Source organism: Loktanella sp. S4079 (assembly GCF_000967725.1).
Taxonomy (GTDB): domain Bacteria; phylum Pseudomonadota; class Alphaproteobacteria; order Rhodobacterales; family Rhodobacteraceae; genus Yoonia.
Map to the genome: position 1 here is coordinate 365,598 of NZ_JXYE01000003.1, position 21,865 is coordinate 387,462.

17 protein-coding genes are annotated in these 21,865 nt (G+C 54.4%); 15 read left to right on the plus strand and 2 right to left on the minus strand.

Translation table 11 applies throughout. From position 1 onward, the window contains the following. Positions 1 to 2: 2 nt before the first annotated feature. Entirely contained in the window at positions 3 to 2,021 is a 2,019-nt protein-coding gene (locus tag TW80_RS11105; RefSeq protein WP_045997651.1) for a TonB-dependent receptor domain-containing protein, read from the minus strand. A 230-nt stretch (positions 2,022 to 2,251) separates the two neighbouring features. Here TW80_RS11105 and TW80_RS11110 point away from each other — a divergent pair, with 230 nt between their 5' ends. The 4 genes from TW80_RS11110 to TW80_RS11125 are packed head-to-tail and all read left to right on the plus strand — an operon-like array spanning position 2,252 to position 6,027. Continuing rightward, positions 2,252 to 3,307: a hemin-degrading factor gene (locus TW80_RS11110; RefSeq protein ID WP_045997460.1), complete on the plus strand. Its 1,056-nt coding sequence runs from the start codon at positions 2,252 to 2,254 to the stop codon at positions 3,305 to 3,307. Beyond that, positions 3,307 to 4,161 (plus strand): heme/hemin ABC transporter substrate-binding protein, encoded by an 855-nt coding sequence (locus tag TW80_RS11115; protein WP_045997461.1) that lies wholly within the window; start codon positions 3,307 to 3,309, stop codon positions 4,159 to 4,161. The genes TW80_RS11110 and TW80_RS11115 overlap by 1 nt, the downstream gene beginning before the upstream one ends. 1 nt (position 4,162) lies before the next feature. Next, complete coding sequence (locus tag TW80_RS11120) at positions 4,163 to 5,236, plus strand: FecCD family ABC transporter permease (protein WP_045997462.1); 1,074 nt, start codon at positions 4,163 to 4,165, stop codon at positions 5,234 to 5,236. A 2-nt stretch (positions 5,237 to 5,238) separates the two neighbouring features. Next, entirely contained in the window at positions 5,239 to 6,027 is a 789-nt protein-coding gene (locus TW80_RS11125) for a heme ABC transporter ATP-binding protein (protein WP_045997463.1), read from the plus strand. Positions 6,028 to 6,048: 21 nt separating this feature from the next. On the opposite strand, the gene TW80_RS11130 is transcribed toward TW80_RS11125, so the two are convergent. After that, a complete protein-coding gene (locus TW80_RS11130) occupies positions 6,049 to 8,373 on the minus strand; it encodes a calcium-binding protein (RefSeq protein WP_052700964.1) in 2,325 nt (774 codons plus the stop codon). Positions 8,374 to 8,763: 390 nt separating this feature from the next. Between TW80_RS11130 and TW80_RS17675 the strand changes: the two genes are divergently transcribed. From TW80_RS17675 to TW80_RS11185, 11 genes are all read left to right on the plus strand, one after another. Further along, on the plus strand, positions 8,764 to 9,450 hold the full coding sequence (locus TW80_RS17675) for a helix-turn-helix transcriptional regulator (protein WP_052700965.1): 687 nt from the start codon (positions 8,764 to 8,766) through the stop codon (positions 9,448 to 9,450). A gap of 227 nt (positions 9,451 to 9,677) precedes the next feature. Next, positions 9,678 to 10,997 carry a nucleotide sugar dehydrogenase gene (locus tag TW80_RS11140; RefSeq protein ID WP_045997465.1) on the plus strand — a complete coding sequence of 440 codons (1,320 nt, stop codon included), beginning with the start codon at positions 9,678 to 9,680 and terminating at the stop codon, positions 10,995 to 10,997. Between the two features lie 6 nt (positions 10,998 to 11,003). Further along, entirely contained in the window at positions 11,004 to 12,479 is a 1,476-nt protein-coding gene (locus tag TW80_RS11145) for a glycosyltransferase (RefSeq protein ID WP_052700966.1), read from the plus strand. A gap of 26 nt (positions 12,480 to 12,505) precedes the next feature. Further along, positions 12,506 to 13,594: a hypothetical protein gene (locus TW80_RS11150; RefSeq protein WP_045997466.1), complete on the plus strand. Its 1,089-nt coding sequence runs from the start codon at positions 12,506 to 12,508 to the stop codon at positions 13,592 to 13,594. Between the two features lie 84 nt (positions 13,595 to 13,678). Beyond that, positions 13,679 to 15,079 (plus strand): mannose-1-phosphate guanylyltransferase, encoded by a 1,401-nt coding sequence (locus TW80_RS11155; protein ID WP_052700967.1) that lies wholly within the window; start codon positions 13,679 to 13,681, stop codon positions 15,077 to 15,079. Next, positions 15,072 to 16,595, plus strand: coding sequence for a right-handed parallel beta-helix repeat-containing protein (locus TW80_RS11160; RefSeq protein ID WP_045997467.1), 1,524 nt, complete (start codon positions 15,072 to 15,074; stop codon positions 16,593 to 16,595). The genes TW80_RS11155 and TW80_RS11160 overlap by 8 nt, the downstream gene beginning before the upstream one ends. Before the next feature lie 3 nt (positions 16,596 to 16,598). After that, positions 16,599 to 18,044 (plus strand): MBOAT family O-acyltransferase, encoded by a 1,446-nt coding sequence (locus TW80_RS11165; RefSeq protein ID WP_045997468.1) that lies wholly within the window; start codon positions 16,599 to 16,601, stop codon positions 18,042 to 18,044. A 13-nt stretch (positions 18,045 to 18,057) separates the two neighbouring features. After that, entirely contained in the window at positions 18,058 to 19,143 is a 1,086-nt protein-coding gene (locus TW80_RS11170; protein WP_045997469.1) for an alginate O-acetyltransferase AlgX-related protein, read from the plus strand. Further along, on the plus strand, positions 19,136 to 19,891 hold the full coding sequence (locus tag TW80_RS11175; protein ID WP_045997470.1) for a hypothetical protein: 756 nt from the start codon (positions 19,136 to 19,138) through the stop codon (positions 19,889 to 19,891). Before TW80_RS11170 ends, TW80_RS11175 begins: the two co-directional genes overlap by 8 nt. Next, a complete protein-coding gene (locus TW80_RS11180) occupies positions 19,891 to 21,243 on the plus strand; it encodes an alginate O-acetyltransferase AlgX-related protein (RefSeq protein WP_052700968.1) in 1,353 nt (450 codons plus the stop codon). The genes TW80_RS11175 and TW80_RS11180 overlap by 1 nt, the downstream gene beginning before the upstream one ends. Next, complete coding sequence (locus TW80_RS11185) at positions 21,240 to 21,860, plus strand: alginate O-acetyltransferase AlgF (protein WP_045997471.1); 621 nt, start codon at positions 21,240 to 21,242, stop codon at positions 21,858 to 21,860. Before TW80_RS11180 ends, TW80_RS11185 begins: the two co-directional genes overlap by 4 nt. Positions 21,861 to 21,865 lie beyond the last annotated feature (5 nt).

Sequence of the window (21,865 nt, forward strand, 5' to 3'; positions counted from 1 at the left end):
GATCAGAAAGTCCTTGCTAGGGTGAGTTTAATGTCCCGACCGGGAGCTGGGTTTGATGACAGTCGTGATTGATATGCGACGTCGAAAGCGTTCTCGATCCCGACCCGAACCTCAGTACCGTTCAAGATGCCGTTCTGTGGCGTGTAGGTCGCACGAAGGTTGTTTATGACGTAGCTGTCGGTTTCATCCAGTTTAGCGGAGGCGATCGTTTCGAAACTCAGGTCCAGAACTTCGTCGAACTTCTTACCTACTGTCAAATTGATCCCATCTGCGGGGGTTCCACGCCAGATCGTCTCTGGGCTTGCACCAAACGGTTCACCTTCAACGATATTTGCATTGGCATCGACATAGAATCCGTTGCTCATTGAATAGGACGCCTCGATTTCGAGCCCTTTCGTTTCAACGCGCTCGATGCCAGAGTATGAAGTCACATCCCAAAGCGTCGTCTGATAAGCTGTCGCCTTGAATGCCAAACTATCTCCATCGGAAATGACATCCATGCTGTCAAATGATGCACCAAGTTCAAAGGTTTCTGATTTTTCGCTTTGATAAATGTAAATTGGATAATCTGAGGTGTTGCCTCTTGGATTCTCCAAGTCATCAATGATTGGCAGGTTTTCAGTATATGCAGCGCTACCGAAAACACCCCAACCATTGTCGAATGCGTAGCGTGCAGACAGCCCGCCCATTACAGCCTCGTTATCGTATGGACCGGTGTCCCAATCAGGGTATGTTGCGAGTTGTTGATCAAGAAACGCCTGATCCGCAACGATATGAGAGGTCTCAGCACGCAATGCTGGGGTAATCGTCAGATTGTCACCGATATTGATGTCATCAACAACGAAAAGCGCCACCACGTCTTCGGTTCCACCTGGTGCGGAAGATGCTGTACGACGTTCAGTCTTAATCAACTCCAGGCCGGCTTGCAGGTTATGCTCAACTGCACCCGAACCAAAAATGCTCGTGTTTGAAACCTTCAGTTTGGTTTCTTCATACCGATGGTCTGCGTTGAGCAAGTCAATGACAAATGGAGCACCAGACACATATTCGCTTTGGATGTCTTGATCGGAATACGTCAATAGAACTTCGAGGTCGACTAGCGCGTTGTCTAGCGGATTGTATTCGTACGTTAGCGCTGACGCCTCGGTGTAAATTTCTCTATTGGCGTAGCCAAATGACGGGTTACCAGAGAACGTATCGTAAGGAACGTTAAGGGCTTCAGCGGTGGTCTCGCTGTATGATAGCGTAACGGCATGTTCATTTGATTCACCAAATGAGAAACGCCCCTTAAACAGACCCGACGGTTCTTCAGTGGACCCGGCCTCTGGCATAATTTCCGCACCATCGCCATCCGTCTGTGTACCTAGCTTACGGAGCGTATAGTTACCCAAGAATTCGACGTTCTCGGTCGGTTGCCACGCCAGAATTGTTGAACTCACCAAACCATCGCCGTTCGACGAGTATTGTAACGTCTGACGCGCGCCGAAGCCAACTTCGCCACCGGTAAAGTCCGAGGCGTCTTTGGTATCAAGCAACACCGCACCGCCAACGATACCGGACCCCAGCGCAAAGGTTCCCACCGTGCCACGGATGACGCTTACTGATTTGTATAGTTCTGGGTCAGTAAACAGCTGCGTACCGATACGATACAATTCCTGCGATCCGACAGACGCACCATCAACCATGATTGCGACCTTTTGGTCTGTCCCGAACGTCGCATTAGCACCATAGCCCCGAATATTGATACCCGATCCCTGCGCGCGCGATCCGTTAATGAGCGAAACCCCGGGAACTGAATCTACCAACTGCGCAATCGTACCCGCTTGACGGTCATTGATTTCCTCTTGATCAACCACAGTGACAGGCACTGCTGTATCTGTTTGCACTTCACGTTTGCTTTCGCCCAGTTGAATCGTGCCTAGAAATGCATCGTCTTGCGCCACAGCAGCCTGCCCGACCAGCATTCCGAACACGAGGCTGGTGGTGCTTAACAACGTTGATTTTACTTGTACTTTTGCCATTTCATTTCCCTTGAAGCTGACGACTGCGGAAGCTTGCTTTGTGGGCTGGCGGCGCATGTTTTTTGTCCCGAGGTGCGAATTATATTTGCATCTCTCGGCGACTCGCTATTAAACCATACTAATTCTGTCAAGAATAATTCGGGGGCATTTTCCCGTCCCCACAGCCAGGCGGATTTTGCATTCCCAGCCCAGCCATAACCCACTGAAATTGCAGCTAAGCAAGGTGACGCATGGCCAATACAACCCTAATGACACCCGAAGAGATTCGGACTCAACACGCTGAAAATCCTAAGACGAGGGAACGCGACCTCGCGCATAAGTTGGGCATCAGCGAGGGCGAAATCATTGCTGCATATTGCGGACAAGGTGCCACCCGGATTGACGCCCATCCCGACACCGTTATGGGACTCGCGCAGAAGTTGGGCGAAGTGATGGCTCTGACCCGCAACGAAAGCTGCGTAAACGAAAAAGTCGGCGTCTACGAAAACTATCGTTCTGGGCCGCATGCGTCGATGGTTTTGGCCGATGACATCGACCTCAGAATTTTTCCTGCGCACTGGAAACACGCATTCTTGTTCGAAAAGCGGACAGACGAATCAATGCGTCGCAGCATTCAGGTTTTTGATGCCGCCGGTGACGCGGTGCACAAAATCTTTCTGCGCAATCCCGAAAGCCACGCAATCTGGGAAGACGCCCGCGATACCATCGCAAGCGAAGATCAGAGCCAGACCATTGAAACGACGCAACGCGTACCGACAGAAGCCCCCAAGGCCGAGCCTCAAAAGCTGGACATTCTGCGCAAAGAATGGGCCCGCATGACGGATACTCACCAATTCATGCGCCTAACGAGCAAGCTCAAGATGAACCGTCTGGGCGCATATCGCATCGTTGGCGCCCCCTTTGTCCGTCCGCTCGCGATTGAGGCCGTGAACCAAGCGCTCGAGGCTGCTGCGGCACAAGACATCGAGATCATGATCTTTACCGGCAACCGCGGCTGCATTCAGATCCACAGTGGTCCAATCAAAAACCTGCGCCCTATGGGACCTTGGCAAAACGTGATGGACCCTCGCTTCAATATGCACCTGCGCGCGGATCACATCGCCGAAGTCTGGGCTGTTGAAAAACCAACCCAGCGCGGCCCCGCAATTTCCATCGAGGCATTCGACGCAGAAGGCGGCAACATCTTTCAGATCTTTGGCGTCGGCAAACCAAGCAACAACCACCGCCCCGCGTGGGATGAACTGGTCAAATCACTGCCTGACCTCAAGCAAGAGGAGACCGTATAATGCGTCTTCATATCAAAGCTGCCGCGATTGCGGCCCTGGCTCTCGCTGCGCCGACCATCGCAACGGCCCAAGACGAACAACGCATCGTTTCGATCGGTGGTTCGATCACTGAAATCATCTACGCCATTGGCAAAGGCGACGCGCTGATCGCGCGCGACACAACCTCAAGCTTCCCAGAGCAAGCCAACGATTTGCCTGATGTCGGCTACATGCGGGCGCTATCCCCCGAAGGTGTACTGTCGGTATCTCCGGGCTTGATCGTATCAGAAGACGGTGCAGGCCCCCCCGAAACAATTGACGTCTTGAAAGAGGCGGATATTCCGATGGTCATGATCGCGGATGAATTCTCGCACGAGGGAATTGTTGCTAAAATCCGCGCGGTTGGCGTCGCTGTTGGCGCCGAGCAAGAAGCGGACGCATTGGCAAATGATGTTGATGCAAAACTGCTGACAGCACAGGAAACCGCCGCTGCGCGCGCAGGCGACACACCCAAACGCGTGATGTTCATTCTCAGCACCCAGGGTGGTCGCATCATGGCGTCGGGTTCGAACACAGCGGCTGACAGCATTATTGCGATGTCAGGCGCCGTCAACGCGATCACTGAATTCGAAGGCTACAAGCAACTCAGCGACGAAGCGATCAGTGTGGCCGCGCCAGATGTGATCTTGATGATGGATCGCGGTGGCGATCATGGCGCTGACAATTCAGAACTGCTGGCGATGCCCGCAATTGTCACAACCCCTGCTGCTGAAACGGGGTCAGTTGTGCGGATGAACGGCCTTTACATGCTGGGCTTTGGACCTCGCACCGCAGATGCCGTCCTCGAACTGAGCGCCGCGCTCTACGGAGAGTAAAATGGCTGTTGCTGACAATCTCACAATTCCAGTTCAGCGTGAAAATCGGCGGGCCAAAGCCCGCCGTGCGCATATTTGGCTGGCCCTTTTGCTGGCCATGACCGCGATCCTTAGCCTTGCGACTGGCCCGACAGGTACCTCGCTTTGGGGGGCATTGGCTAAACTATTTACTGGCGAAGAGCTCACCACAATGGAGCGGGTTGTGCTTTGGGATATCCGGTTGCCGCGCCTCATTTTGGGAATGACGGTTGGCGCATCTTTGGCGGTGTCGGGCACAGTGATGCAGGGGCTATTTCGGAACCCACTGGCCGACCCCGGCTTGGTTGGCGTTGGCGCGGGTGCAGGATTGGGCGCGATTGTCGCCATCGTTTTGGGGGCGTTCCTTCCGCTCTGGCTCCAAGACGCTGCTGGGTATTACCTCGTGTCGTTCTCTGCGTTCTTTGGGGGCTGGCTCTCGACGATTATCCTCTACCGCGTTTCGACCCGACGGGGGCAGACATCGGTCGCGACCATGCTCTTGGCGGGGATCGCGCTTGGCGCGCTTGCCGGGGCAGTATCCGGAATTTTGGTCTATATGGCCGATGATCAGCAACTGCGTGACCTGACCTTTTGGGGGATGGGATCACTTGCCGGGGCAACATGGACCAAAGTCCTCGTGGCGGGCCCGCTGATCGGCTTGGCCCTGATCGCATCATTATTTTTGGGGCAAGGACTCAACGGGCTTGCTCTGGGCGAGGCAACGGCAGCGCACCTTGGTATCCCCGTACAGCGACTCAAATCGGCAGCAATTATGATTGTGGCAGCCGCGACTGGCGCGGCTGTCGCTGTTTCGGGCGGGATCGGCTTTATCGGGATCGTGGTGCCACATTTGCTACGCCTCGCGACAGGGCCGGATCACGATACGCTCTTGCCAAATGCTGCGCTCTTGGGGGCGACGCTGTTGCTAGCGGCAGACATCATCAGCCGATTAATCATTGCACCAGCTGAATTGCCAATTGGCATCGTTACCGCAGTTTTGGGATCACCGGTGTTCCTATGGATCCTTCTGCGTCGACGCGGCATGGCGGAGTTCTAATCATGATCGAAGCAAAAGACATCAAAGTCAAAATTGGTAAAGCCGCCATTTTGCATGGCATCAACTTTGCTGCCGAGCCGGGAAAGGTCACAGCAATCGTTGGGCCGAACGGATCGGGAAAGACGACTTTGTTACGGGCAATTACCGACGAAATTCCGTGGACAGGGACAATCACCGTCAACGGGAAACAGATCCGCGACTACAAATCGTGGGAACTGGCCGCCGTGCGGGGGGTCTTGCCGCAGGCGGCGACGCTCGCCTTTCCATTCACCGTGATCGAAGTGGTGCGCATGGGGCTGACGTCTGGGGTGCACGGCAACAAGGATGCGCTGGCATCGCAGGCTCTGGCACGGGTCGGTCTATCTGGCTACGAGGACCGCTTTTTTCAGGAGCTTTCTGGCGGGGAACAGCAACGCGCCCATCTGGCGCGGGTTTTGTGCCAAGTCTGGGAACCTGTGGTCGATGGTCAGCCACGTTGGCTGCTGCTGGATGAACCCGTTGCCAGCTTGGACATCGGGCATCAGCTATTGATCATGCGCTGCCTGCAAGACTACGCCAAACGCGGTGGAGGTGTGATCGCCGTCATGCACGACCTGAACCTCACGGCGATGGTAGCGGATGCAGTCACCATCGTGGCCCGTGGTAAGGCAATCGCCCAAGGTCCGGTCCATGAGGTCCTGAACGATCAGGCGCTGTCAGATGCCTATGACTGCAAGCTGAAAACAAACACGCCACCGATGCGGGGCATGCGCTATATCCTGCCGCAAGCGGCCGAAGCACTACACGCGTAACTGCAAACAACAATCGGCGCGCTAGGCAAAAAACGCGTCGATTGTTGTGTCGACCAGTGTGACCATCGTGTCATCTTCGTAAGTGATCGTCAGATCGCTGCCATCGGCGATGATACTAAATCCAGCAAATGTTGATATCCCTTGCGAATAGGCCGCAAGTGCCTTGGACAACGCACCGCTGCCATCGGCGCTGAACTCTACTGTGTCACCTTTTCCAAGGTTAAAGTCCAAGATCGTATTGATCCCACCGGTCACAATAAAGCGGTCTGCACCCGACCCGCCAATTAACGTATTGGTCCCGTCTCCGCTAATTAGCACGTCATCGCCAGATTGACCGTGCAGCAGATCGTCATCATCGCCGCCAAAGACAACATCGTCCCCTGCACGCGCAAAGATGCGATCATCGCCAGCACCACCTTCGATCCAATTGTCCCCAATGTTGCCAAGGATACTGTTGTGTAGATCGTTCCCGATGACACTAGCATTATCCTGCCCAATGATCAGCATACCCTCGAGATACTCACCCATGTTGGTTGATCCATCGATCGCAGCACGCTGCCAGCCGCTCGTACCATCGACGGTTTCGAAATCATCGTCTGGTCCTTGCTCTTGGTAGTCTTCCTCGCTGTCGGTTTCGGGTGTCTCTTCTTCCACTTCGTCGACAGTGTCCTCGACCACGGGGTCTTGCGGCTCTGGTATGGTTGGCTCTTCGTCTTCTGTTGGCTCGGGCTCTTGAACCGGCGTTTCTGGCTCGACCTCAATTGCGTCATCTTCGTCAACGACTGGTTCTTCGACGACTTCCTCTTCGGGTTCGGGCTCAGAAACCTCTGGCTCTGGCAACTGTGGCTCTTGTACAGGCTGATCGACCTCGTCGTCTGTCTCTTGTCGTTGTGGCTCTCGGACAAGCTCCTGCTCTGGCACGTCATCAAAGCTATAGACGGCATCGGCAAAAACCACGGTTTCAAAGTTCGTCAATCGGGTCACATTCACCCCGTAAGCGACGATGAGTGTCTCGCCGTCGCGGGCAATGCCGTAGCTCGCCAGTTCTTGTTCGAAAATAACCTTGTCTGTCCCTTTGCCACCATCCAGCACATCTGTGCCAGCGGACGCATAGACCGTATCTGTCCCCGTCCCCATATCAACCGTGTCATCGCCAGCACCCGTGTGCGCTATATCTGCGGCATCCATCAATGAAATCGTTGCGCCTGCATCCGATGCAGTCACCTCATCCGAACGCACAGTACCGACGACATGCTCAAACGTGACCTCATTGGCATCCTTGTCCGTTGGCGCGCCATAAGACGTCCCCTCGTTAAAGAAGACAGAAGGTGACATATATTCAATTTCATCGCCGGTCCGGATCGAACTGACCACTGAAACGGTGTTATTTTGATCCAAGCCGCCGTGAAAATTGATATCCCGATTGGTGCTTGTCACCTCGACATTGTTGCCGGTCGCTGACGTATAGCTGGCAAAGACAACCGCGTGGCGGGTGTCCGTGATGGATAGATCCGTAAACGAGCTATCATAAACATCGCGTATCCAAACACCGTAACCGTTGCCGCCAGAGCCTTTGTCATGGGCGCCGTCAATGATGATATCATCCATGCTAAAGTCGGTCGAATTCGCAACCGTAATCCCATGTGATGCGGCGTCAATGATGGCGACATCCTCGACCACGGCACCGCTGGTTCCCGCGATTGAAATGGCTGTTGCGCCGTCTTTGGTCTTCATCGTGTTGGAAAACTTTGATGCGTCCGGCTCGCCCCAGGCGCCGGCGATCGTAAAGCCCGACAGCGTGTTCCCCTCGAGGATTTCACGTGTCTCTACAGTGGTGATATCCGGATCAAAATCAAACGGCAGTTCAGTATCAAACGCAAGTGTATTGCCATCGACTGCCGTCACCTCGACCAAGACAGTGCGCAGATCTTTGTCCTTTTGCCACTTCTCATCGCCGATTTCGTCGAAAAAGGCGTCCGTATTCTTTTGCGTGATGTAGATAAAATCACCCACGCCGATGTCATGACCCGAGGCAACAGTGATCTCTTTGCTTCCGGCATCAGCTGATGTCGCCAGCGCAATGGTGTCGATAATCTCTGGCTCAAAGACATCATGGCCGACCTGAATGACCGGGACATTTTTCATATCGCTAGCGGTGTAAATGACGGTCTCTTCCGCACCCGCGCCGACGATTGAAATGTCGCTCCGATCAATGACCAATGTTTCGGTGAAATAGTAGCTCCCCGCCTCAAGATGAATCGTCGTCCCCGATTCTGCCGAATCAATCAGCGCCTGAATGTCAGCCGTCGACATATCACTGGTCGTATAGATATCGGTTGCGGGCATGGCTGAATCCTTTCTGGCTGGGGGAGGTAGGACGTCGGGGGAACACTCGTGAATCGTTAGCGGTAACCTGAGTGTACCCGCGTGAGGTTAAAACTAAAGCGTATGTGCTTATTAATCGGTCATTTTCCGCCTAATCGGTGGATTCTTGCCGCATTGTCCACGCGGTTAGCAAAAAGGACTGGAACTGTCACAATTATATAGACAATAACTGAAACCATATTCTCATTGGTTCACCTTTCGTGGGGGGAGGTCCGGACCAGCGGTCGAAATTTTAAAAGGTGAGCCACTGGCCGCATCTGCGGCATTTCAGGTGGCATCGCGTGTGCTCTTGTTGTCTTTGAGACATCGATTGTTGGGAGGAGCACGCCGAAGTTATAAGGAACGTCAGTTGTGACAAAAATTGAAGATCGACAATTGTCTTCGCTTAGCGGCGAAGGGCAGGCAAAACGCCGTGTTTTAATTTCAGAACGAAACCCTGTTTTGGCCGAGGTGCTCGCAAACGAGCTAAACCTGACCGACGTACTCGAGTGCAATTTTGTCCCAAATGGAATCAAGGTCGTCGACGAAGTCGCATTGCGCAAACCAGATGCGCTGATCCTTGATCCAGCCGACCTAGAATTGTCGCGTCAAAATGACATCCTTGAATTTGGACGAGACATCCGAAGAGCCAGCCCAACCACGCGCGTATTGGGTTACAGCTTTAAAACGACAAATGCGATGGTTCGCGCAACATTGGATGCAGGATTTTGCGGGTGCATCTCAAAGGATGCCAGCCTGCGCCAACTCGCCATTGCGCTCGCTGTGATTCTGGACGGCGGTTTGTATTTCGACAAAGTCTTTGGATCGCACTTGCGGCCGATGCTTGCTGAAACATCGGACAGCGACGGGCTAAGCGAACGCGAAAAAGAAGTGCTTGTTGGGTTCGCCCGAGGATTGAGCGCCAAGCAAATCGCGCATGACCTCAAGATCAGCAACAAAACCGTCGATACCTACAAAGCACGAGCCAGCCAAAAGCTGGATTTGAACGACCGCGCCCAACTGGTTGGATACGTGCTCGAGCAGGGCTGGATGAACTAGCCCGCCGCGAAAACGACACATTTCGAGACCGATTATTATGCAGGTGCAGCAATCGCTGCGCCTGCATTTCTTTTTTGGCAACATCAGATTTCTGCCTATTAAATCAACACAGTAGGCGGAGAAACGCCAAAAGGTTAATGAATCCTTACAGTGTAGGGATTTTTCCTGACTGGTGAATCTTCTGCAATGCGGCAATTTCAAGGCGAAGCAATTTTCGCGAGGAAAGAATGGCACGCATTAGTATTTTTGGAATTGGCTACGTCGGTGTTGTCGCCGCTGGCTGCTTGGCCAAGGATGGCCACGACGTGATCGCGGTTGACGTTGATCAGGGCAAAATTGACGCGATCAACGCGGGACTATCGCCCATCGTCGAGAACGGACTTGATGAACTGATCAAAGACGTTGTCGCCGCTGGCCGTCTGACTGCGACAAGCGATGTCGCACATGCAATCAACAACACTGATGCGTCCTTCGTATGCGTGGGCACGCCCAGCGCGCCTGACGGATCTGTCGGCCTGAAATACGTAGATGTAGTTTGTAAAAACATCGGCGAAGCGCTGGCACAAAAAGACGGGTTCCATTCGGTCATTATCCGTTCGACCATCGTTCCGGGTAGCTGTGAAAACACATGTATCCCGACACTCGAAGCATCCTCTGGCAAAAAAGCTGGGACAGATTTTGGTGTTGGCTACTATCCAGAATTCCTGCGCGAAAGCACCGCTATCGAGGATTACTATGATCCCGGCCTAATCGTCTTTGGCGCACTGGATGATGGCACACGCGCGATTCTGACCGAGTTGAACGAAAACCTGAACTGCAAAATCCACACGGTCGATCTGCGCACCGCTGAGATGGTGAAATACACCTCGAATACTTGGCGCGCGGTCAAAGTGACCTTTGCAAATGAAATCGGGAATATCGCGAAATCATGCGGCCTTGATGGCCAAGACGTGATGGAAATCCTGTGTTCTGACCTAAAGGTGAACATTTCACCCTACTTTATGCGTCCCGGATTTGCCTTTGGCGGCTCTTGCCTGCCCAAAGATGTCCGCGCACTGCGCCACCTTGCCTCTGAGAAAAACACACCTGCGCCCTTGCTGAATGCTGTTCTGGAAGCAAACGAAGCACAGATCGTTAAGGCCGAGAAAATGGTTGCCTCTTCCAAGGCTTCTAAGGTCGGTTTTGTCGGCATCAGCTTTAAACCCGGCACAGATGACATGCGCGAAAGCCCACTGGCCGAGCTTGCCTCGCGCCTGATCAAATCCGGCGTTGCAGTCGAAATCTACGATCCATTCGTCCACGAAGCCTATGCCAACGACAACTCGACCGCTGGTCGCGGGAATGACGTTGTGCCTGACCTCAAAGATCGCCTGAACCCGAACCTGACGGCGATGATTGATGGCTCTGATGTGATCGTTGTGGGCAACATCTACAAAGAAACTCTCGCTGAACTTGATGCTGCGATCAGCAATAAACCGATGGTCGATCTTACACGCATCAGCCGAAACCGGGTGACCGGTGGTGGCTATGACGGAATTTGTTGGTAATTCGTCATGCTACTTGCCCTCAGCCACCTCGCCTATCTTTCTGTCATCGTCATGCTGGCCGCGCTCGTCCCGGCGGGGCTGCTGGGTGACGTGAAAGAAGCCGTTGTTGTGCTGGGGGTGCTCGGCGCCTGGCGTTATACTTGGGCGTCGATCAACTTTACCCGCGCAGCGATCTTCAAGCTTTACACCTATCCACGTCGCAAAGCCCGCGCACACGCGCGGTACAAAGATCGCGCAGTCAAGGCGCACGCCTATTTCTTGACGACCTCTTACATGATCGAGAGCAGCGTCACGATCCCCGTTTATCGCAGCATCTTTTTGGCCGCGTCCAAATCGGAAAACGGCGCGACGATCGTTTCGTCCGTGGTTGATGGCGCGGATGAGCGGCTTATTCAGAATATCTACGCGACCATGCCCGTTGATATGTCCTCGGTGAAGCTGATCATCGACCGCATTCCGGGTACGGGCAAACGTGATGCATTGGCGAAATCTCTGAGTTTGATTGCGCGCGAATGCCCGTCAGCCAATGACATTGTGATATTTGTCGATGGCGATAGCTGCGTTCCCGAAGACATTGTCGCGCAGTCTGCTCCGATGTTTACCAACCCCAAGGTCGGCGCACTTACCACCGACGAAGAAGTCGAAATTCCAGAGCCGGGCCTGTTCCGCGACTGGTTTGAGCTTCGCTTTGATCAACGTCAGGTCATGATGTGCTCTATGGGGCTTAGCAACCGCGTGCTGACATTGACGGGCCGTATGTCTGTGTTCCGTGGGGATCTTGCCACTGATCCAGACTTCATCAATTCGGTTCAGCACGACTTTATCGACCACTGGCGTTTGGGTCGGGTGAACTTCCTGACAGGTGACGACAAATCCACTTGGTATTGGTTGATGAAGAACGGCTACGAGATGGCCTATCTGCCAGATGTTGCCAGTTCGTCCATGGAAACCCAGCCCAAGCCAACATTTGTCGGCAGCGCGACTGCGCTTATGGTGCGGTGGTTCGGAAACATGTTGCGCACCAACGGGCGCGCGCTTGAACTGTCGCCGTCGCAAATCGGCTATTTCACATGGTGGTCCATTCTGGATCAGCGGCTGTCGATGTGGACAACGCTGGCCGGGCCGATCTGCATGATTGCCGCCGCGATCTTTTTCGATCCGATGGTCATCCCTGTCTATATCGCCTGGGTTATGTTGACCCGCTATGTGTTCTGCACAGCGATCTGTCTGTTCCGCGGACGTAGCTTTCCTATCGTTTACACGGGCCTTCTGTATTTCGGACAACTCTTTGGCGCCGCCGTCAAAAGCTACGTCTTGTTCCGGCTGGACCGCCAAAAATGGACCCGCCAAGCCAGCGGCTCCGGTGCAGGTCTGCGCCGCCCTGTTGGCGAGCGGATCCGATCTTTTGGCTCTGCCTATCTACACATTCTTACCTTGGGGTGGCTGACGGTCGCCGCCTTGTACCTGACCGGCGTCGTCTAGCGCATATTGAAGCATTGGAAATCACCATGAGCGAAACACAAGCAACACAGCCAACAAGCCCCGAAACCCAGGTTTCTGGCGGCTTCATTTATGAAAACGAGCACCCGCAGTTGCCCATTCCGTTTACTGCGCGGGTTGGTGATCGACGCCTCGAGGGGAACTCGATCTCGATCACCCAAGCGCTGGTTTCCGGATTAATGCCACCCAACGGGAACATGCAGAAATGTCCTGTAGCGCTGCAGTTCGACTTTGAAGGTTTCTCTGTAAACCTGTTTCTCGAAGCAAACGTTCTAAAGGTCGGCGCGCCCGACAGCCCCGAATACAGCCTGCAATTTTGCGATCCATCAGGCAGCCATCTGCCGCCACTGCGCTACATCATGAATAGCCACTTGGCGGGTGATATCGTCACTGTTGGCCGTTTCTTGGGTTATACTGGTCCAACCCAAGTCAAGCCGAAAAAGCCCGCTACGAAACCACGCATGACCCAACGGATTGGCCGCACTGTGCGCCAAACTGCGATCATCGCGCTAAGCCTTGGGCTTGTTGCGGTGGCTGCGAATGTTGTGCGCGAGCGTGTCATCTTTAGCTATGAACCACGGCCCGTTGTGATTAGCCAAAGCGGCGAAACACTGCGTGCAACCTCAGCTGGTCAGATCACCTATATCAACGAATCTGCTGGTGTCGGCGATGTCGTTTACTCGATTGGTGCGAACTCTGGCGATTTGCTGAGTGTGCGGATGCCGTGTGATTGCACCATGCTGCCATCGCCTGACTTTTACGAAGGCGCGACCATTCTGGCTGGTGCACCATTGGTCAAACTGGTCGGGCAAGACGCCGAAGTCGAGGCAAACACCCAGATCAGTTTCGAAGGCGCGGCGCGACTTCTGGCTGGCGACCAAGCAGAGCTAGAGCTGGGCAACGGACAGGTTGTCCCTGTCACCGTCAAACTGGCTGAAACGATGGATGCTGCCCGTTCTAACGACAGCATCGCCGCCAAGATCATTCTAACGACCGAAGCTGCCGAACAGGTCACGATTGGTGAAACCGCCCGGCTGCGTTTTCGGCGCCAGTTGTTGCCCAGTGGCACAACCAGCCCATCCGATATTGCCCTCTAAGGGCACAACACGCGGTTCAACGTGAGCCGACTTAATTTACCTAACAGCCCCGCCAAACGGGCTCAAACTAGGAATTTTAGACCGATGCAAGACATAAGACCGATTATTCTTTGTGGTGGTACCGGCTCTCGCCTGTGGCCAATGTCACGCACCCAAAGCCCAAAGCAATTTCAACCTGTCGCTGGCGCTGGTTCGCTGACTTTCTTTCAAGCAACCGTACAGCGTCACCGCTCAAAGGGGTTCGGAAAACCTGTCGTGGTTACCGCCATGCAACATTACCGGACAGTTCAAAAACAACTGACCGAATTGCAGTGCGACGCCACGATCATTTGCGAACCCATGGCGCGGAACACGGGACCTGCGGTTTTGGCCGCCGCGATGGTCATCGCCAAAGAAGACCCCAAAGCGTTGATGCTGATCCTACCTGCCGATCACATCATCGAAGGTAACCTGAACACGCCAATCCTCGCCATGCGCGAAGCCGCAAGCGACGGTCGCATCGTGACATTCGGGATTAAGCCAACTTACCCAGAAACAGGCTATGGCTATATCACAGATGGCGGGGCGTTTTCGAACTACAAAGGCCTGCACAGCGTGGCCGAGTTCGTCGAAAAACCCCCACTAAGCAAAGCATCTTCGCTGGTCGGCACCGGATGCGCCTATTGGGCCTCTGGGATTTCGTTGTATTCCGCGAAAACGATCATTCAGGAATTCACACGCCTTGATCAAGCGTCATTTGATGCCGTGACCGAAGCGGTCGAAAAAGGCGAATGGAATGACAACGCGATCACTCTTCACGCTGATAGTTTCCGCCGTGCAACAAACGAACCAACAGAACGTGTGATCTTTGAGCGCGCCAAATCCGTGGCCTTTGCGCCGCTTGATGTCGAATGGAGCGACGTTGGCTGCTGGACATCTATGCATGCGATTGGACATGCAGATGCGGACGGCAATGTTCTGACGGGTGATGTTCTGTCAGTGAACTCCAAGAACACTATGGTCCGTGGCGACAATCGTCTGGTTGCTGTGGTCGGCGTATCGGACGTGATTGTTGTGGATACGCCAGATGCGGTCCTCGTGACGGCGCGCGGTCAATGTCAGGACGTCAAAAAAGTCGTGGAAACACTGAAAACAGAATCGCGCCGCGAATCTGTGCGCCATCTGGCGCGTGAACATCAGTGGGGCGAAAGCCACCATGTGATGACCTCGAAAGATCACGACATGACAATGCTGACGATCAATCCGGGTTCTTCGATCACGGTTGACCCGCTTCCCGGTCGCCAAATCATCGCCGGTCGTGGTGGATTGTCTGTCTTTGACGGGCTTAGCAACCGCACCCTGGGCAAGGGCGAACGGGCGATGCTGGACATTCTGGACCGGACCAAGCTGACCAACACGTCGTCGGACAAGATTGACGTCATCATGGTTACGTTGAATTCGTCCATCTCCAACTCTGCACCGATGGATGCTGCGTTGAATGCCTAAGGGGCGGCGGCATATCTCTTGGGTGGCAGGCCTTGTGACTGCGCTCTGCGGCGTTGGGGCAACCATGTCCCACGCCCAGAACATGCAAGGCTATACCGCCCTGCGCGAGCAAGTCGCAGGTGTCTATGCTGAATTGCAAGACCAAGTGCCGACCATCCGCACCCCAGCGGATCTGACGGACAGTGCACAGGCGCTGAACGTTGATCAAAGCAATCTACAGCAAAAGTTGGCGCATAGCCGCCCAGAAATGCAGGCTGGCACGCTTGATCTAATCGATCTGCGTCTCGCACTGGTTCAGATTTCATTCGCGGTCGGCAGCAACGATCAGATTACTATCGTGCGCGCCCAGCCCGAAGACCAACCCAAGGTGATCGCTATTCAAGACGGCGCAGTTGATCTGAGCCAAATTCGCGACTGGATTGCGACACAGCCCAACCCAGAAACGCTGCTGTCTGGCGATACGCTTCGTACCCCGATTATCGTTTTACAGGACGCACGCCTGACAATTGAGCCGGGCGAAAACATCATGCTAAGCCGCCCCGACGGCGCCTTTATCGCCAATTTAGGCGAAATGATTGTCGATGGCGCGGCCTTTACGGTGACCGGCGACGAACATCCACAATCACCAAATTTCGTGCCATTCCTGACGACAGCCGGAACGGGCATGGCCCAAATTTCCAATAGCCTGTTCGAAGGGCTCGGCTTTGGCGACACGGCCGCTTTTTCGGGTGTTTCGATCATCAACCGCGGGCTGTATGCGGCGATCGGTGACTCGTACTTGGTTCAAAACGTCATGCGTGACGTCCGCAAAGTGACCTTTGACAGCACCGAAAACACTGTCATCAAAGGCAACGTCTTTGTCGGCGAGCGCGCAGGAACAGTCGAACTGCGTCACGCACAAAACGCACGTATCATCGCGAACATCTTTGCCGATAGCGCACGCGGCAGCGCGCTGCGGATCACTGATGGATCAACGGGTACGACACTTAATCGTAATGTTGTTCTTAACAGCACCAGCAACGGCATCACTGTTAACCACGCGAGCAGCAATACGATCATTTCAGACAACATCATCTGGAAGAGCGCAGGCGGAGGGCTGTCGATCACAGGTTCAGACTGCGTTTACGTGGCCAACAACATCGCAATTGATAACCGTCGCAAGGGTATCGAACTGCGCACCAGCCACAGCTCCGAAGTGATTGGTAACCATCTGCTTGGTAACCAAAGCGCAGGTCTGTTCATTGGCGACCAACCCATCGGTAGCCATACGGCAATTAGCGACAATATTTTCGTTGGCAATCGCATTGGGTTGTCATCTGCATCGGCCCACCGGCTGACGTTGCATGGCAACAACTTTTCGAACCAATTCCCACGGTTCTTGGACGGGGATCTGGCGTCGCAAAGCCACAAGATCGTCGCCGACCTGCGCGGTGAAGAGGATATCGACCTGACGGCTGGCGGTATCCAGATGTTCGCCACCGCCCCTGTCACATGCACATTTAAATTGGATAGCTGAGCAATGGTATTCTCGTCAGAATCATTCCTGTTCCTGTTTTTGCCAGTGTTCTTGTTGGTCTATTACGCCACGCCAGAGCGGCTGAAATCATATGCAATCCTTGCTGGTTCATATGTGTTCTACGCGTGGTGGCGCGTCGATTTTCTGGGTCTTTTGTTCCTTACGACGGCATTTGCCTACGTGATTGGACAAAAAGTATCAAAACACCGAGGCACTTCACGTGGCCGGGCCTATCTGATCATCGGGGTCGTGGGATGTTTGGGCGTTCTTGGCATCTTTAAATACCTGAACTTCTTTATCGACAGTTTTGCTGCGTTGGCTGGAACCGATGCTGCGGGGCTCGGCATCCATTGGCGGTTGATCCTACCCATCGGGATTTCATTCTATGTGTTTCAGGCCCTTAGCTATCTGATCGACGTGCATCGCGGTGACGCAACGGCCGATGCGCCCTTCATCGACTTTGCGGCCTTTATCGCGCTATTCCCACAGCTGATCGCTGGCCCCATTCTGCGTTACAAAGACCTCGAGGATCAGTTCCGCGAACGCACCCACTCTGTAGAAATGTTCAGCGATGGGTTTGCCCGGTTCATCATTGGCTTGGCCAAGAAAGTAATCCTCGCTGACGCTGTTGCCCCCCTAGCTGATCTGGCCTTTGCAACTGAAAATCCAGGTATGGCGCTCGCTTGGGCGGGGGCAGCTGCCTATATGCTCCAGCTTTATTTCGACTTCTCTGGCTATAGCGATATGGCGATTGGCCTTGGCAAGATGATGGGGTTCAATTTTCTCGAGAACTTCCGCTTTCCATACATCAGCCGATCCATCACCGAGTTCTGGCGGCGCTGGCATATTTCGCTGTCGAACTGGCTACGCGACTATCTGTACATCTCGCTTGGCGGTAACCGCAAAGGCCCGACACGCACCTATTTCAACCTGATGACTGTCATGGTTCTGGGTGGGCTGTGGCACGGCGCGAACTGGACATTTGTTCTTTGGGGGTTCTGGCACGGCGGATTGCTAGCGACCGAACGCTTTGCAGGCTGGGATCGCAACGCCAAGAACCACTGGTTCGCGCTTCCCCTTACTCTCGTTCTGGTTCTGATCGGTTGGGTCATGTTCCGCGCGGCTTATGTTGGCGAAGCCTTTGAAATCTACAGCGGCATGATCGGCATGAACGGTATCTTTGGTGATCCAACTGTTTGGCACGCCATGACCCGCGAAAGCCTTGTTCTGACGGCGCTGGCAGTTCTGGTTTGCTTTGCCGAACCACGCATCTGGGCGGCGATGGAAAATGCGCGCAACGGAACGGCATCCATTGGTACAGACGGAACCGCTGTCGCGACATCTACATTGCAGGCCGTGCAAACGATTGCTGTTCTGCTGATTGGCACGGCGACAATCCTCAAGCTCGCCGAGCAGAGCTTTTCACCCTTCTTGTATTTCCAATTCTAGGCGGAGACCCGGCATGTTTATCAACACCGCATTGAAACTCGCTGCACCTGTCGCCTTTTTTGGATACGCAGCCTTTGCTAATCTGGCGCTGTTCCAAGGTGACGTCGAAGGCCCCAAGCTCGAGGGGATCGTCCAAGGTGAATTTACCCAAGAGGTCGATACGCTGTATCGTGCCAACCTGCCGCACCGTGATGTCGCTGTCGGCTGGGTCGGCGCTGCCCGTTATGTTTTGCTGAACGAAGGACGCGATGGCGTTGTTCCCGGTGAAAAGGGTTGGCTCTTCAGCGCCGAGGAATTTCGGAACCAAGATCGTGAAGCGATTGGTTTTGACGCGACACTTGCGTGGATGACCGAAGTCCAAAACACCCTTAGCGCAATGGGCACTGAGCTAGTGATCGTCCCACTACCTGCCAAGCTAGAGATCGCGCAGGCCCACAGTGGCGACGCGGACCAAGCCCAGCGCATGATTGAAACCTATGATATGTTCACTGCTGCGCTGACAGCGAACGGATTTGCGATGGTGGACACGCGTGACGCGCTCGCCTCTGCGCCAGATGCATTTTTCAAGACTGACACCCACTGGACAACCCAAGGTGCCCAAGCCGTCGCGCAAGCCGTGGCAGATTCAGGCGTCATCGCACCGGGCGAGGAAGCATTCACCGTTACCCCAGTTGATCCCGTGACCTTCACAGGCGACCTCGTGTCCTTTGTCACGTCAGAGACCCTCGCGCCGACTGTAGGTCTGACGCAGGAAACGGTCGAACCCTATATCGCCGACCTGAATGACACAGGCGCTGACCTTGGAGGGATTGATCTGTTTGGCAATGACGGCCCGATGCCGATCACATTGGTCGGCACCAGCTATTCTGCCAACCCAAACTGGAGCTTTGTCGAAGCCCTCAAAATTTCGCTAAGTCATGATGTTTTGAACTACGCCAAAGAGGGGCAAGGCCCGGTCGCCCCAATGCATGAATACCTCGAGGCGCTGGACCCAGCGGAAGCACCGCCTGTTGTGATCTGGGAATTCCCTGTGCGCTACCTCAGCGATCCATCGCTGTTGGATAGCCTTTCTGCAACGGTCGGAGGCGACAATGTTTAGGTTCGCGGCAATCCTTACCATTGGTTTAGCGACACCTCTTGCCGCGCAAAATGCGCAAACCGAGGTAGAGCCAAGCCGCATCACGGTCAAAATGATGCCGGGGATCACGTCGTCGGCGCAGTTGCCGACGCCTGCGCTGGTCAATGCGCGCAAGGCTCTTACACAGGGGCAGTCGATCTATACGTCACAGATGCGCCAAATCGCAGATCTTGGCGACGGTTTCGCCGCATTCAAATTCGCCGAATGGTTGGCAGCGGCTGAAAATGCGCAGCAGTCCGATATTGCGCATTACTATGGGATGGCCGCAGCGACAGGTCGGCTCGCCGCATTCAATCGGCTGGTTGAAACGCTCGACCACATGGAACCCGCAGACCTACCGCGCGCGCGCAGTAATGTGCTCGAAGGGATCATCTTTGCCTATGCGCGTGCGGGTAACAGCCGCGCTGTCGATGCTGTGATCCGATACCACAGATCGCAGCGCCCGTTTGGCAGATTGGACAGTGAAATCGAAACCCTATTGCGTGAATCGCACGGCGAAACGGCTGCGTCCATTGCGCTGCACCTCGCCTTGACCATTCTGCAAAGCCCGACCCAAACGCCAAATGAGCTAGAGCGCGCCGAAGCTTACCTCGAAATCGCCGCCACATCGGAATCCTTGGAAACACAATTGGTCGCCGCGAACTTGGCTCCAATGCTTGAACAGGCGCTTGCAGCACAACCCACCCTACCGTCGGAGGCCACGCAATAATGCTGAGATACAAATCCCTCGAACCGCTCAAGCGATTGGTCCCTGCAGCGGTATCGCTGATCGCCCTGTCAACGACGGGCGCATACGCTGAAAACAATTTTGACTGTTTCGGCCTCGCGACAGACCGCGACTTGCCAACCGTCGAAGGCAAAGACGGCGTGTTCTTTCGGATCAAGACCGATCTGCGCCTGAACCATCCGTTTTCAGACCAAAGCATCGAACACATTGCAGAGCTATCGCGCGCCCTGGCCGAGAACGGCACCACACTGATCTTTGTGCCTATTCCCACCAAAAGCGTCACAATGCCAGACTATTTGCCCCCCGAAGCCGCGCTATACGGGTTTGATCTGGATATTGCGATCGCTGTACATGACGACATTCTTGATCGGCTGAACGCGGCAGGCGTAGCCACTGTCGACGCGCGCGAGGCAATGCTCGAAACCGAAGATGGTGATCTGCCTTTCTTTCGGTCAGATTTTCACTGGTCCGCATCCGGAGCCCGCGAAACAGCCCGCGCGATCGGCGACTTGATTCAAAAGCTACCTGCCTACGCTGATCTTGATCAAACAGAGTTTGAAACCACCCCCCTTGGCGTTGACATTGCCTTTTCGGGGATGCGTCGCCAACTGCAAGAGAACTGCCTGAAAACACTGCCCGAAGCGGAAACCATGACCTATGAAACCCATGCGGTCGAAACGCTTGATCTGGGCGAAGGCGGGCTCGATCTGTTTGGCGACGAAGAAATCACCACACAAGTCGCTCTATTGGGCACCTCGTTTTCAGACAATGAAGTCAACAATTTCGACGGGTTTCTTGCAGAGTATTCAAACCTTGAGGTCGTCAATTACGCGCTGACCGGTGGCAACCAATTTGGCGCGATGACGTCTTATCTGACGTCGACAGAGTTTCAGGAAACCCGCCCGCGGTTTCTGGTTTGGGAAAACCCAGTCTACACCAATCTCGCGCAATATGGCGATCAGCCGATGCGCGAACTCATTGCTGCAGCAGGTCAGACCTGCACGGTCCCTCTTGAGGGGCAAATGGACGAGGACAATCAGGTCATCAGTATTGATCTGACATCCTATGATCTTGGTCCTGACGATACCATTTTTCTGGATATTCACCGGCTTGCCGGAACGAGCGCGAATTTTCTGTTTCACTCAAATGACGGTTTGAAACGGAATAAAACAATCGAACGAGGCGAGCGTCTAAGCCGGACCGGCCGCTTTTATATGCCGTTGTCGGGCCTTTGGGCCGATGGCGCTGCTTCGGTCGATATATCTACGTCGGGTCCCTTTAGCACTCAGCCCAGCGTATTTGCCTGTACCACTCAATCAAAGGAAGAAATATGAAACGTCCATTCATAGCCGCCATTGCGGCAGTTCTTACGCAGGTGAGCCCCTCCTTGGCCGATGATGGCCTGTATCAGGACGTGGCAGACCCCAACTCCAGCTTTGTCCGGGTTCTTGCGCCGGGGCAGACCGTTGCCTCTATCGACGGCGAAAGCGTCCGTGACATCAGTTCTGGCGTGTCTGATTACGTAAATGTCATGCCCGGCGAAATTGACGTCGTCTTGCCATCTGGCACAGGTGTCGTCGAAGTAAGCCCGAGCACCTATTACACTGTACTGTTTACCGAAGACGGCCAAACCGAAGTTATCACAGATGACATCACAAACAGCCCGTCCAAAGCAGACATTTCGGTTTATAACCTAACAGACACCGCTGGCGTCGAAGTATTCGTTCCTCAAGCAAATGCTGTGGCTCTGGAGGGGATCGAAGCGATGCAAGGCCAATCCATCGCGATCAAAGCGCCCCTAACGCTTGACTTTGAACTGCGCGCTGAAGGCGAGGTTCTGGCCACAGTTTCAGATGTCGATTTGATCCGTAACGCGGGTGTCTCGATTGTGCTGCTTCAGGCAGACGACGGGTATTCCGCATTCGCGACCGCGAATTCCTACCTCAAATAAGGTCG